12 protein-coding genes are annotated in these 12,824 nt (G+C 64.4%); 6 read left to right on the top strand and 6 right to left on the bottom strand.

Going from position 1 to position 12,824, the window contains the following annotated elements:
* Window positions 1–94: 94 nt before the first annotated feature.
* The 3 genes from CACC_RS02620 to CACC_RS02610 all read left to right on the top strand — a co-directional run bounded on the left by CACC_RS02620 (window position 95) and on the right by CACC_RS02610 (window position 2,745).
* A complete protein-coding gene (locus tag CACC_RS02620) occupies window positions 95–958 on the top strand; it encodes a MetQ/NlpA family ABC transporter substrate-binding protein (RefSeq protein ID WP_005277235.1) in 864 nt (287 codons plus the stop codon).
* Window positions 959–1,030: 72 nt separating this feature from the next.
* Complete coding sequence (locus CACC_RS02615) at window positions 1,031–2,068, top strand: methionine ABC transporter ATP-binding protein (protein ID WP_005277232.1); 1,038 nt, start codon at window positions 1,031–1,033, stop codon at window positions 2,066–2,068.
* On the top strand, window positions 2,065–2,745 hold the full coding sequence (locus CACC_RS02610; RefSeq protein ID WP_005277229.1) for a methionine ABC transporter permease: 681 nt from the start codon (window positions 2,065–2,067) through the stop codon (window positions 2,743–2,745). The genes CACC_RS02615 and CACC_RS02610 overlap by 4 nt, the downstream gene beginning before the upstream one ends.
* Here CACC_RS02610 and CACC_RS02605 read toward each other — a convergent pair.
* On the bottom strand, window positions 2,732–3,604 hold the full coding sequence (locus tag CACC_RS02605; RefSeq protein ID WP_005277226.1) for a sucrase ferredoxin: 873 nt from the start codon (window positions 3,602–3,604) through the stop codon (window positions 2,732–2,734). The genes CACC_RS02610 and CACC_RS02605 overlap by 14 nt on opposite strands.
* Window positions 3,605–3,714: 110 nt before the next feature.
* On the opposite strand from CACC_RS02605, the gene CACC_RS02600 reads away from it, so the two are divergent.
* The gene (locus CACC_RS02600) at window positions 3,715–4,272 is read left to right on the top strand and encodes an AMIN-like domain-containing (lipo)protein (RefSeq protein WP_023028331.1); all 558 of its coding nucleotides are present in this window, start codon (window positions 3,715–3,717) and stop codon (window positions 4,270–4,272) included.
* Here the strand turns inward: CACC_RS02600 and CACC_RS02595 are convergent.
* On the bottom strand, window positions 4,269–5,801 hold the full coding sequence (locus CACC_RS02595) for a DNA polymerase Y family protein (protein ID WP_005277215.1): 1,533 nt from the start codon (window positions 5,799–5,801) through the stop codon (window positions 4,269–4,271). The genes CACC_RS02600 and CACC_RS02595 overlap by 4 nt on opposite strands.
* Window positions 5,798–6,427 carry a hypothetical protein gene (locus tag CACC_RS02590; RefSeq protein WP_005277213.1) on the bottom strand — a complete coding sequence of 210 codons (630 nt, stop codon included), beginning with the start codon at window positions 6,425–6,427 and terminating at the stop codon, window positions 5,798–5,800. The genes CACC_RS02595 and CACC_RS02590 overlap by 4 nt, the downstream gene beginning before the upstream one ends.
* A 97-nt stretch (window positions 6,428–6,524) precedes the next feature.
* Between CACC_RS02590 and CACC_RS02585 the strand changes: the two genes are divergently transcribed.
* Together CACC_RS02585 and CACC_RS02580 are read left to right on the top strand one after the other, a co-directional pair.
* A complete protein-coding gene (locus CACC_RS02585; protein ID WP_005277210.1) occupies window positions 6,525–6,944 on the top strand; it encodes a hypothetical protein in 420 nt (139 codons plus the stop codon).
* 137 nt (window positions 6,945–7,081) lie between these two features.
* Window positions 7,082–8,146, top strand: a complete 1,065-nt coding sequence (locus tag CACC_RS02580) for an HNH endonuclease signature motif containing protein (protein WP_005277207.1) — start codon at window positions 7,082–7,084, stop codon at window positions 8,144–8,146.
* Window positions 8,147–8,209: 63 nt separating this feature from the next.
* On the opposite strand, the gene guaA is transcribed toward CACC_RS02580, so the two are convergent.
* The 3 genes from guaA to guaB all read right to left on the bottom strand — a co-directional run bounded on the left by guaA (window position 8,210) and on the right by guaB (window position 12,718).
* A complete protein-coding gene (gene guaA / locus CACC_RS02575) occupies window positions 8,210–9,784 on the bottom strand; it encodes a glutamine-hydrolyzing GMP synthase (protein WP_035108314.1) in 1,575 nt (524 codons plus the stop codon).
* Between the two features lie 254 nt (window positions 9,785–10,038).
* Window positions 10,039–11,190 carry a GuaB3 family IMP dehydrogenase-related protein gene (locus CACC_RS02570; RefSeq protein ID WP_005277202.1) on the bottom strand — a complete coding sequence of 384 codons (1,152 nt, stop codon included), beginning with the start codon at window positions 11,188–11,190 and terminating at the stop codon, window positions 10,039–10,041.
* Window positions 11,191–11,197: 7 nt separating this feature from the next.
* Window positions 11,198–12,718, bottom strand: a complete 1,521-nt coding sequence (guaB, locus tag CACC_RS02565) for an IMP dehydrogenase (RefSeq protein WP_005277200.1) — start codon at window positions 12,716–12,718, stop codon at window positions 11,198–11,200.
* Between the last annotated feature and the right edge of the window lie 106 nt (window positions 12,719–12,824).

Here is a 12,824-nt window from a genome sequence, read left to right as displayed (position 1 = left end):
CGCAATGAGACGCGTTCAATAGACAAAGCGGTTCGCTTATTGCTAGATTGCTAAACGGTCAATTTATTTCAACTCCTACATGTAAGGGGACCTCATGCAGATTCGTCGCGCAGCGGCCGCTACCGCCGCCGTTACCGTCGCCGCCACCAGCCTCGTGGCCTGCTCCTCCGACGCAGATGATGACAAGACCATCACCGTTGGCACCACCGATGATGCAAAGCAGGCCTGGGTTGCCTTTGAGCAAGAAGCCAAGGACGCCGGCTACGACATCGACATCAAGTCCTTCTCGGATTACAACACCCCAAACCAGGCCCTGAACCAGGGCGAGCTGGATACCAATAACTTCCAGCACCTAAAGTTCCTGGCTGAGTACAACCACGGCAACGGCACCAACCTGGTGCCCATCGTCGCCACCGAAATCGTGCCGCTGGCGCTGTTCTGGAAGGGCCACGACTCCCTCGACGGCATCGAGGGTGAAGAAGTTGCCATCCCGAATGACTCCACCAACCAGGGCCGCGCCATCAACGTGCTGGTCCAGGCTGGCCTTATCACCTTGAAGAAGGACGGACTTATCACCCCGACCCCGCTGGACATCGATGAGAAGAGGTCCAAGGTCAAGGTCGTGCCGGTCGATGCCGCTCAGACCCCATCCGCGCACGGCGAGGGCACCCCGGCGATTATCAATAACTCCTTCCTGGAGCGCGCCGGCATCGATCCGGCCACCGCCGTCTTCCAGGATGATCCGAACTCCGAAGAGGCAGAGCCTTATATCAACGTCTTTGCCGTTCGCGAGGAAGACGCCGATAACGAGGACATCAAGAAGCTCGCCGAGCTCTGGCACTCCGATGCGGTACAAAAGGGCGTCGACGAGGACTCCGCAGGCACCTCCGTCGAGGTCGAGCGCACCCCAGAAGAACTCCAGGAAATCCTGGACAAGCTCGAAGCAGATTTGGACTAATCACCCTTGCCTTCTACCCCGCCGGTTTTCACCCCGGCGGGGTTTGGCACTTCCTCACTAAGGACGCAACCCGTGGCAGATTCCACCCAGAACGGCACTCGCATCGAGTTCCGCAATATCACCAAGGTCTTCCAGCAGAAAAAGGCCGAGGTCAAAGCTCTTGACGATGTCTCCTTGACCGTCGATTCCGGCGAGATCATCGGCATCATCGGCTACTCCGGCGCCGGCAAATCCACCCTGGTCCGCATGATCAACGGCCTGGATACGCCCACCTCCGGCGAATTGCTGCTCGATGGCCAAAATATCGTCGGCATGTCCGAAAAGAAGCTGCGCGGCATCCGCCGCAATATCGGCATGATCTTCCAGCAGTTTAACCTCATGAACTCCCGCACTGCGGCGGGCAATATTGAGTACCCGCTGCAGCTGCAGGGCATCGGCAAGCGCGAGCGCCAACAGCGCGTGCAGGAGCTGCTGGATTTCGTTGGCCTGGGAGATAAGGGGAAAAGCTACCCTGAGCAGCTTTCCGGCGGCCAGAAGCAGCGCGTGGGCATCGCGCGCGCCCTGGCCACGAATCCGTCGCTGCTGCTTGCCGACGAAGCCACGTCCGCCCTCGACCCCACCACCACGCAGGAGGTCCTCGACCTGCTGCGCCGGGCGAATAAGGAGCTCGGCATCACCATCGTGGTCATCACCCACGAAATGGAGGTCGTGCGCTCCATCGCGGATAAGGTTGCGGTGATGGAAAATGGCCACGTCGTGGAACAAGGCAGCGTCTACCAGGTCTTTTCCAATCCCCAGACCGCCGTGGCCGCCAAGTTCGTCGCCACCTCGCTGCGCAATGAGCCCGACGTGGTGGAAACCGATGACCTGCTCGCCCACGAAGGCCGCCTGTTTACCATCAACCTGACCGAGGAATCCGGCTTTTTCGGCGCCGCGGCCAAGCTGAAGGATGCGGGCGTATCCATCGCCGTCGTCCACGGCGGCATTACCACCTTGCAGCAGCACTCCTTTGGCAAGCTCACCGTGCGCTTGAGCGGCAACGACGCCGCCATCGAAGAGTTCTACCGCGCCCTATCTGCCACCACTCAAATTGAGGAGATTGAACGATGAACGTCAACTATCTCGCCGCCGCCGACTGGGACCGCTTGGGCGGATCGCTTGTCGATGCCATCGTCGACACCCTCATCATGGTCTCGACCACCCTCGTCGTCGCCGGCATTCTGGGCCTGGGGCTCGGCATCTTGCTCTACACCGCCCGCCCGGGCGGCATCCTGCAAAATAAGGCCGTCTACCTGGTGGTCAACCTGCTGGTGAACTTCGTTCGCCCCATCCCGTTTATTATTTTGCTGGCGTTTGCGCAGCCGCTCACCGTCGCCGTGATGGGCGGGTCCATCGGCCGTGAACCGGCCACCTTCGTGATGGTCATCGCCGCCACGTTCTCCGTGGCGCGCGTGGTGGAACAAAACCTCGTGGCCATCGACCCAGGCGTTATCGAGGCCGCCCGCGCCATGGGCGCTTCACCGTGGAAGATCATTACCTCCGTGATTATCCCGGAGGCCCTCGGCCCGCTGATTCTGGGCTATACCTTCCTCTTTATCGCCATCGTGGATATGTCCGCCATGGCCGGCTACGTCGGCGGCGGCGGACTGGGTGACTTCGCCATCGTCTACGGCTACCGCGCCTTCGAGTGGGAAGTCACCGTCGTGGCCACGCTTATCATCATCGTGCTGGTGCAGGCCGCGCAGTTCTTCGGCAACTGGCTCTCCTCCAAGGTTATGCGCCGCTAATAAGCTCCACGCCCGTGGCCACAAGCGCCTTGCCGGTCTTGGGCGCGTCGCCGCAGGACGAGACCACTCCTTCCACGGCGCGCTGCTCGAGCGTCACGCTCCACCGCCGGCCATCGGCATGCGTGACCACGGGGCCCTGCTTTTCGTCTTCTGCGTGGAGCTGACCATAGTAGAGGTCCTCGGAGGCATCGATAAGCTCGCGCGCTACCGCCAACTCCGCCACCTGGCCGCGCGGGCCGAAGATGCCGCGCCCGCGATTGACCGGGTAGAAATACTTTCCTTGCGCCGCCGCCGCAATCATCTGCGCGGCGGCTTCCTTATTCATCCGGCCAAAGGAATAGGCCCAGGGCATGAGCATGACCGAGGGCGCGAAGCGGTGCCCCTTCGTGTGCGAGGTCTCCCACACCATATCCGGGTAATCCTCCACCAGCTCCGCGGCGAGCGGCCGGCCCTTCACGGCGCAGCACTTATCGCGCTTAGCGTGGGTGCACACCAAAACCAGCGGCGTATCGAGGGATCCTCCCCCGTTGCGACCCGGCGCAGTGAGATCCAGGTCCAGGATCTTTTCCGGACCGGTCAAAAGGACCAATTCCATCACGCCCTGCTCGGCCCACACCAGGTAGCACCGGTGCATGGTGCCGATCTGGCGGCCATCGCGGCCGGGACGGCGAATCAATTGCAGCCCGGCCAGGCCCTTGAGCTTTTTCTTCAGCTGGGCCGTAAGCTCCGGGCCAAAAGTATCGCCATCAAGCACATCGCGCGACCAGCCGCCGGGCCACTCAAAGAGGACAAATACGGACTCTTTTTTCGCCGTGCCGGGCAGCGGTTCCACCTGGTAATCTGAACAGAAATCGGTCATATTCCCTAGCCTATCCCGTCTGCAACTCAGCTCACATATTTGGCAACAATTCGGTCAAGATCTGCCCCCAACGCTAGGCAGCAATTACTGGAAATTATACTCTAGTGGTCATGTATAAAGCCCGCCTCTCGCTCCTGCTTGCCGCCGCAGCCTTCCTCACCGGCTGCAGCACCGAATCAGCGGATGACACCACCATGGCGGCCTCTGTGGGAAACTCGCACATCAACCCGCTGGGTGAGGCGGATATGAGCATGAAAACGCTGCGCCCCGAGGCCCCTTCGCAGCTCGTGGTGACCAAGGTGCGCGTGGGCCAGCACGATGGTTTTGAGCGCGCCGTCTTCGAGCTCGAGGGCGAGGGTTCCCCGGGCTGGTTCGTGGATTACGCCGATAATCCCAAGCAGCAAGGCTCTGGCCAACCCATTAACTATGCCGGCGATACCGCGCTCAATGTCAATATCGATGGCGTGGTCTATCCGTTTGAGGCAGGCATCGACGAGCCGCGCATTGGCATCGTCGAGGCACCTGCCGGCGGCGTTATTACCCAAGTGGTCAACGGCCGCACCTACGAGGGCCGCAGCCAGTTTGTCATCGGCATGAACCAGCGCAAGCCTTATTCCGTGCAGGTGCTAGAAAATCCCACGCGCCTCGTGGTAGATATTCGCTCCTAATACGTCGCTTCCACGCGCCAGCGCCCCTCTGACCACACTAAAAGCCAGGCGCGCTGGCGTTGCTCCCGCTCAGCCTGGCCCACAATTTGTAACCGCGCCGCGTGCTGCGGCTTTTCAGTCCACCACTGCGTATCCACCGGCCACGGGCCAGCCCAGCCGATAACGCGGTAGCGGTGCGCGCCCCACCCGAGCGCCACGGGCACAGAGGATAGAAGGGCCTCAGCGGTGACGATGACGTCCCGCGCGGCGGCATCGATAAGCCGAATGCGCGCGGCCGGGTGGTTCGGCCCGCCGCCTAGGCGCGCGGGAAGCGGTGCGGGAATCCTGCCCGGCCAGCTGCCCTGCGGCGTGGCATCGCGCTGCTCCCCATAGGGCACGTACTCGATGCGCTCGGCCACCCCACGGCCACCGGCGGCCCGCGGCTGCAAGACGCGGTCTATGCCCAGCTGCGATTGCACGCGCGAAATCACCCGCTTGACCTGTTCCTGCGAGGTATCCCCGCCCCAGAGGCCATCGGCCTGCGGCCTAGCCACCTCCACCGGCTCGAGCACCAGCCGCACGATCGCGGCGCCGTCCTTGCCACTCGAGCGCGCCGCCGTAAGCCACCCATCCAGCTGCCAGCGCACCCGGTCCGCGGTCGCTTGCTCCGTCAACGCCTCGTGCGTGCGCCATACCCGGGCCACGGTTTCACCAGTGGCCAGCTCCGCCACCACGCGCAGGCGCACGCACACCACTTCCGCCTCCGCCAACCGCACGTGCAACTGCGCGGCCAATTGCCGGGCCACGAATGCCGCCGCATCCACGCGCTCGATGGATTGCTCGCTGCTCACGGACAGATCGGGCCGCGCCATTTCCGGGGACACGCGCCGGTCCGCCCGCGCGTGCGCCACCTCGTGCGCGCGTTTTCCCTGCTGCCCAAACCGGGTAACCACCTGCTTAAATGGCAGCGCCGCCACATCACCTAACCGGCGCACGCCCAATTTCTGTAGCTGCGCCACAAATTCCGCAGAAAACCCCAGCGCAGCCTCCGCGGCTAAGACGCCCACGGGCTGGGCGGCCAAGAAGTCCCGGGACCCGCCCTCCGGCACCACCGCGCCTACCCCGCGGTGCCGGGCCGCGATGATGGCCGTGGCGATCTCGTCTGCCACGCCGAGGGTGGAATCAAAACCGGCGTGCGCGGTGGCATCGGCAAGCATCTCCAGCGCCTCCGGCCCGTGGTAGCGCAGCGCCGCCCCCGCGTCCACGATGGCCAGGCCGGGCCGCAGCACCTCCACGGACGAGGCCACGGCGTCCAAGCCCGCCGCAATCTCCGCGAAGGCCGCGCCGTCCTTATCCGGGTTCGCCTCCACCACCTTTACCTCAGGGCAAATCGCCTGGGCCTGGCGCAGGCGCATCCCGCGCCGAATGCCGGCCCGGCGCGCCGCGCTATCGCAGACCAGCACCGCATGATTGCGCGCGATCAGCACCGGCCCCGCCTGCCCAACCGCCTGGATGGGCCAATCCGGAAACCACACCGCGGCCACCCTCATACGGCCTCCAACCTGCGGGCTTCGCCCATGGTGAGGCTCCCGCGCGCCACGCCCTTTTTCGAGTCCACCGCAAGATCGATATCCACGCCGCGGATGCGCCCGCTACCCTTGCCGATGCCCCGATACGTACTCACCTCCGCCCCAATGCGCACCGCGGTGCCCGGCAGCCGCGCACCCACGGTAAGCACTGCGGCCTGCCCGCCGCGGATCTTTGCCCACACCGGCCGCGCCTTGGCTGGACTCAGCTCACTGGGCGGGCCATGGTGGATAATAAGGTCCATGCCTTCTGCAAGCACGCTGGTTACCGCCCACGCTTCCAGACCCGGATCGGGGACGGTGACCACGTTGTTGAGCTTCCCCATTTCGGCAACCTGTGCGAGAGAAAGATCTGGCCATCCCACTATCCCCACATGACCCCCGTGAGCCGTAAGATGACAGATAAGCTCCACCACGAGCGCGGGACACTCCGCACACGAGACCACCTTTCGCCGGGCAAGCCCACCTGCAGGAAGTAACCGCGCCAGCTGAGGAAGGGTATCTACCAGATCGTCTTCACTCTCCCGCTCCATCGCCTGCATGCGGGCGCGCAGCACCGCAACGCGGTCGGATCTCTCCAGCCCCGCCACCGCTTTTTCTAGGCGAACGTTCGTTTGACTCACCCAGACAGTATGAACCCTCCACCGGACACATGCAACTGTATGTTCGAATGGTAGCCTTAAGTGCATGAACCTGAACGAGGCCTACGGTGCTATGCGCGAGAATCCAACCCCCATCCCCACCCCGCCGTGGGTGCGCCTCGGATCCTCTATCCTGCTGGGCGCCACCGTCGCGCTGCTAACCACCCGCACCCATTTCTTCGCCACGCTATCTGGGGCCGCGGTCTGCCTCGTCGCGGCATTCGTCTTGGTCTTTGCCCACCCCTACCGCCGCGAGATGCGTTCCTATGCCGACCGGCACGATGCCGATCTCATCCCCACCATCGCGCAACTAGTACCGCTGATGATTTTGTGGCTCCTTATTATGCTCGCGCCCATTTTGGGCCTGCCCGCGTGGGGCTCAGCGCTGGTGTGGGTTGCGGTCTCATGTATCAGTTTTATCGCCTTCCCCCACGTGGATGGCACGCGCCGGCTGGCCTTTGTCTAATCCATGCGACACTGCGGGGACTTATCCACAGGATTTCCCCTGGTTTTCGCGCTGCAGATTCGGGTTATCCACAGCGAGCGCCCCTGCGGTTGCCCTAGCGATTGAGCGTGGGCTACTACCGCCCTAGCGTAGGCGGCATGAACGCACTGGAGACCTACCTCACCGCCCTCGCGCCCGGCATGGATATCATCGCCGCGTGCCGCGGGCTATCTGGGTCTGAGCTCATGGAGCGCGGCGCGCCCGATGCCATCGCTGCCGACCTGCTCCTTTTATGCGAAAGCTACTACGGCCGCACCGCCTTTAGCCGGATGCAGCGCCGCGCCATTGCCGATGCCCGCACCAACGCCCACCCCATTGCCCTCCTCGTCGGCATCGAGCGCGTGGTCAACCGCGCGCCCAGCAAGAAGCAGGCGTGGGAGCTGCGCGCGGAATGCTGTGCGATGTCCGCGGAGATGAGCGCCATTATCAAACACGCCCGGCGCCGGGTGCGCGAGATGAAAAAGTCCACGGTCAGCCCCGGCGTGCGCACCTACCGGCGCCCCAATGACTACTGGACGCTCGCCATTACTGGCACCTCCCGCTTCATTGCGGATCTGCAGGGCGCGATCACGGCCGCCGATAAAAAGCCGCTGCAAGCGGTGGAAGATATCTTCTTCGGTGCAGGCAGCGCCGCGCGTTCCACGGTGGTCACCAACGCCATCGTGCCGCTGGAGAAATTCATTCGCATCCGCGACGGCCACGGCGACGACGTGCAACTCGATCTCACCAACGGTGCGACCATGTCCGGTACCGAGTACCTGCGCCGCGTGCTTAACGATGCCGGCTATTCCGCCCCCGGCCCCAGCGGCAACGGCAGCGGTGATGGCGAAACGGGCTATGTCACCCTCGTGCATCCTGTAGAAGGGCCGGTCAACCTCTACCGCACGGCGCGCGTGGCCACCGATAAGCAGAGGATGATGGCGGCCGCGGAAAATCCGCGCTGCGCCTGGCCCGGATGCAATCAACCGGCCGATTTATCCCAGGTCCACCACCTCACGGCCTGGAGCCGCGGCGGGGAGACCAATATGAACAACCTCGTCGTGTGCTGTGCTTACCACAACGGCATCAACGACGACGATCCCAATGCCCCGCCTCGGCGCGGGCGGCTAGAAAGGGTGGGCGGTCGCATCGTCTGGCGGCCACCCGTAACACCCCGCAACTAGCCGCAGGTATGCGAAAAGGCGCTCAAGTACTGAGCGCCTTATACGCATGCCGTTTTGTGGGTTTTACTCCCACTCGATGGTTCCCGGTGGCTTGGAGGTGCAATCCAAGACCACGCGGTTGACGTCCTTAACCTCGTTGGTGATGCGGGTGGAGATCTTCTCTAGCACGTCATACGGCAAGCGGGTCCAGTCCGCGGTCATGGCGTCCTCGGAAGATACCGGGCGCAGCACGATGGGGTGGCCGTAGGTGCGGCCATCGCCTTGGACGCCGACGGAGCGGACATCGGCAAGCAGCACGACCGGGCACTGCCAAATCTGCTCGTCCAATCCGGCATTGGTCAGCTCGGTGCGGGCAATCAGATCCGCCTGGCGCAGGGTCTCGAGGCGGTCCTCGGTGACCTCGCCGATGATGCGGATGCCCAGGCCCGGGCCCGGGAAGGGCTGGCGGCCGACGATCTCTTCCGGCAGGCCCAACTCGCGGCCCACCGCGCGCACCTCGTCCTTAAAGAGCAGGCGCAGCGGCTCGACGAGCTCGAACTCGACGTCGTCTGGGAGGCCGCCGACGTTGTGGTGCGACTTAATATTGGCGGTGCCGTCGCCGCCACCAGATTCAACGACGTCCGGGTACAAGGTGCCCTGGACGAGGTAGTCGACGGTGGAGCCGGCGGGGGCATCGTCAAGCACGCCGGCCACAGCGCGCTCGAAGGAGCGGATGAACTCCGCGCCGATGGCCTTGCGCTTTTCCTCTGGGTCACTGACGCCGGCGAGCTTCTGAAGGAAGGCCGAACGCTCGTCGGCGGTGACCAGCTTGGCGCCGGTCGAGGCCACAAAGTCCGTTTCAACCTGCTCGCGCTCGCCCGCGCGCAGCAGGCCGTGATCGACGAATACACAGGTCAGGCGATCACCAATGGCGCCCTGCACCAAGGCCGCAGCGACCGCAGAGTCCACGCCGCCGGACAGGGCGCAAATAGCGCGGCCTTCCTCGCCTACTTGGGCGCGGATATCCGCAATGAGCTGCTCGGCGATATTATCGGCGGTCCAATTCTGCTCCAGACCGGCGATCTCCGTGAGGAAGCGGGTGAGCACTTCTTGGCCGTGGGGCGAGTGCAGCACCTCTGGGTGGTACTGCACGCCGGCCATCTGCTTGGCCGGGCACTCCATCGCGGCGACTGGGGCGCCGGCGGAGGTTGCGGTTACGTCGAAGCCCTCGGGGGCGGCGGAGACGGCGTCGCCGTGGGACATCCATACCTTGTGCGTGGGCTCGAGGCCCTCGTGCAGGATGCCGCCCTTGACGTCGATGTCGGTGCGGCCGTATTCACGCTCACCGGTAGACGATACGGTACCGCCGAGGATGTGGTTCATGGCCTGGAATCCGTAGCAAATGCCGAAGACCGGAACGCCAAGCTCTAGCAGCTCAGGCTTGAGCGCTGGGGCACCGTCGGCATAGACGGACGACGGGCCGCCGGACAAAATAAGCGCGGCGGGGTCCTTGGCTTTGATTTCCTCGATAGAGGCGGAGTTGGAAACAACCTCGGAATAGATTTTGGCCTCGCGCACGCGGCGGGCAATGAGCTGCGCGTACTGAGCGCCAAAGTCCACGACGAGGACTGGGCGCGGGGTAGTATTTGGCTTAGTCACGCCCCATAGTCTAACCCATAGGCCCCGCGGCCCAGGAAGCGCTTGCTCATGTAGGGCATTGCGGCGGCTTTCGCGCCGTGGTGGCGCGGGCCGCGCAAGCGAATCGGGGTGCGCGAGGGCCCATGGACGCAAGTAACACAGGGTGCGCCAGGAAGCCGTGGGCGCGGCGGCGCCGGGCGCAGCGATTCGGCGCGCGGTGGGACTCGGGGCGCAGCAGCGCGAGCCCGCACCGTGCGAGGCGCGCCGCGCGCTACTTAGTAGCGAACCGCGAGCTCGACCTTCTGGAACGACTTCAAGTCGGTGTACCCACACTTTGCGAGGGCACGCCGCAGCGCACCCACGAGGTTGGTGCGGCCGAATGGTTCGCTGGATGGGCCGTGCAGCACGGTTTCCAGGCTCGGCGCAGCCACGGGCGCAGCATCGCCTGCGGTGAGGAAATCCACATCGAGGTCGGTATCGACGCCGGCGAACTGCGCGTATCCGCGCGGGAACCGAGGATGGCCTGCGGTAGCCGGCCAGTACCATCCCCTACCGCCTGCCTCTCGGGCCTGGGCAAGAAGGGGGCCGAGCGCGACGCTATCGGCGCCGCAGGCGAAGGCCTTGGCGATGGTCCCGGAGTTATCGAACTCCGCATCCGCAATGATGTGCACGTAGCGGCCTTCGGTCTCGTCGAGGTAGTCGCGGCGGGCGGCGGCGGCATCGGCAATGGCGGTGGCCATGGCGGTATCGATGCCGACGGTTTCCGCGTTGGTCGTCACGCCCGCGCCCACGATGACGCCGGCCGCCCCGGTGCGCATCAGGTGCAGCGCCGTGGTGTAGTCGGCCACGCCACCGGCGATGACGGGTACTTCGAGCGAGCCGATAAATTCCTTTAGGTTCAGCGGCTCGCCGCCGGTGGCGACGTGTTCCGCGGACAGCAGCGTGCCCTGGATGAACAGTAACTCGGCCCCAGCCGCGATGGCCTTGGGCGCCATCTCGCGGGCGTTTTGGGGCGAAACGCGCACGGCGACGGTCACACCGGACTCGCGCACTTGGGCAATGCGGGAGGCAAGGAGGGCATCGTCAAGCGGGGCGGCGTGCAGCTCCTGAATGGTGGAATTATCGCCCGGCTGGGAATAGATGCGCGCCAAGGCACCCTCGAGGTCCTCGTGGCGGCCCCACAGGCCTTCGGCGTTGATGACGCCGAGCCCGCCCTGCTTGCCCATCTCGATGACGAACTCGGGCGTGGCGAGCGCATCGGTGGGGTGCGAAACGAAGGGGGTATCGAAGGTATAGGCATCGATATTCCAGGTGGTATCCACGTCCTTGGACGAGCGCGTGCGGCGCTGGGGGACGATGGAGACCTGGTCTAAATCAAAGGTGCGGCGGGCCTCGCGGCCGATGCCGATTTCGGCGTATTCACGCATGTTTGTCCTAGCGGTAGTTCGGGGCTTCGGCGATTTGCTGCAGGTGGTGCGGGTGGGATTCCTTCAGTCCCGCGGCGGTGATCTGGACAAATCGCTTGGTCTTGAGCTCATCTAGGGTGGCCGAGCCGGTGTAGCCCATGGCCGCGCGCAGGCCGCCGATGATTTGGTGCACGATGGCATCGATCTCACCGCGGAAGGGCACGCGACCCTCCACGCCTTCTGGCACCAGCTTGTCCTCGCTGCGTACGTCGGCCTGGAAGTAGCGGTCCTTGGAGTAGGAACGCTTTTCGCCGGAGAGCCCGCGGCCCTGCATAGCGCCCATGGAGCCCATGCCGCGGTAGCGCTTGTACTGCTTGCCCTGGTAGACCACGATGTCACCGGGCGCCTCAGTGGTGCCGGCAAACATGGAGCCCAGCATGACGGTATCGGCACCGGCGGCCAACGCCTTGGCGATGTCACCGGAGTACTGCATGCCGCCATCGCCGATGACCGGCACGCCCGCGGGGGCGGCGACGGCTGCGGCCTCCATCAGCGCGGTGATCTGCGGCGCGCCGACGCCGGCGACGACGCGGGTGGTGCAGATGGAGCCCGGGCCGATGCCGACCTTGATGGCGTCCGCGCCGGCGTCGATCATCGCCTGGGCGGCCTCGCGGGTGGCGAGGTTGCCGCCGATGACATCGACCTTGTCGCCGAAGTCCTTCTTCACGCGGGAGACCATCTCGAGCACGCGGTTGTTGTGGGCGTGGGCGGAGTCGACGACGAGGGCGTCAACGCCGGCATCGACAAGCGCGGCGGCGCGCTGATAGGACTCCTCACCGGTGCCAATGCCCGCGGCAACCAACAGGCGGCCGGAGGCATCCTTGGAGGCGTTGGGGTACTGCTCGGATTTTACGAAGTCCTTGACGGTAATAAGGCCAATGAGCTTGTTATCGGCATCAACGATCGGCAGCTTTTCTACCTTATTGGCCGACAGAAGCTCCAGGGCCTCGTCCTTGGACACGCCCTCGCGCGCGACGACGAGCGGCATCGCGGTCATGACATCGCTGACCTTGCGGTCAAAATCCGGCTCAAAACGCATATCGCGGTTGGTGCAAATGCCCAGCAGGGTGCCGTCCCTATCCACGACCGGCAGGCCGGAAATGCGGAAGCGGGCGCACAGGGCGTCGACCTCGCCAATGGTCATCTCGGGGCGGGCGGTGACCGGGTCCGTGACCATGCCGGACTCGGAGCGTTTGACGATTTCTACCTGCTCAGCTTGCGCTTCCGCAGACAGGTTGCGGTGCAGCACACCGATGCCGCCCTGGCGCGCCATGGCGATGGCCATGCGGGCCTCGGTCACGGTATCCATCGCTGCGGATGCCAGCGGCACGCCTAGGCGAATATTGCGGGTAAATTGCGCGCCGGTATCGACCTCGGAGGGCACGATATTGGACTCGGCGGGCAAAAGAAGCACGTCATCAAAGGTCAAGCCGCGCAGGGCTACCTTGTTCGGGTCATCTCCACCAGTGTGAATAGGGTAATCGCTCATCGAGGTATCTCCTTAAACAGGTTCAGCGGCTACCCCAACTGTAGTGCGTGCCCGGCCAATGACACCATTCAGGCTAGGGGTTAATTGCCTTAAGCGGGCAAGTTCA

It is taken from the genome of Corynebacterium accolens (genome assembly GCF_023520795.1).
GTDB classification, from domain to species: Bacteria; Actinomycetota; Actinomycetes; order Mycobacteriales; family Mycobacteriaceae; genus Corynebacterium; species Corynebacterium accolens.
Note: the sequence above shows the minus strand (reverse complement) of the source record. Positions and strands in the feature narration are given on the sequence as shown.

Coding starts and splice junctions, on each gene's coding strand:
- CACC_RS02570 (WP_005277202.1), bottom strand. CDS start 11,190: ATGCGTGAATACGCCGAAATCGGCATCGGCCGCGAGGCCCGCCGCACC.
- CACC_RS02605 (WP_005277226.1), bottom strand. CDS start 3,604: ATGACCGATTTCTGTTCAGATTACCAGGTGGAACCGCTGCCCGGCACG.
- CACC_RS02580 (WP_005277207.1), top strand. CDS start 7,082: ATGAACGCACTGGAGACCTACCTCACCGCCCTCGCGCCCGGCATGGAT.
- CACC_RS02585 (WP_005277210.1), top strand. CDS start 6,525: ATGAACCTGAACGAGGCCTACGGTGCTATGCGCGAGAATCCAACCCCC.
- CACC_RS02610 (WP_005277229.1), top strand. CDS start 2,065: ATGAACGTCAACTATCTCGCCGCCGCCGACTGGGACCGCTTGGGCGGA.
- CACC_RS02595 (WP_005277215.1), bottom strand. CDS start 5,801: ATGAGGGTGGCCGCGGTGTGGTTTCCGGATTGGCCCATCCAGGCGGTT.
- CACC_RS02600 (WP_023028331.1), top strand. CDS start 3,715: ATGTATAAAGCCCGCCTCTCGCTCCTGCTTGCCGCCGCAGCCTTCCTC.
- guaB (WP_005277200.1), bottom strand. CDS start 12,718: ATGAGCGATTACCCTATTCACACTGGTGGAGATGACCCGAACAAGGTA.
- CACC_RS02620 (WP_005277235.1), top strand. CDS start 95: ATGCAGATTCGTCGCGCAGCGGCCGCTACCGCCGCCGTTACCGTCGCC.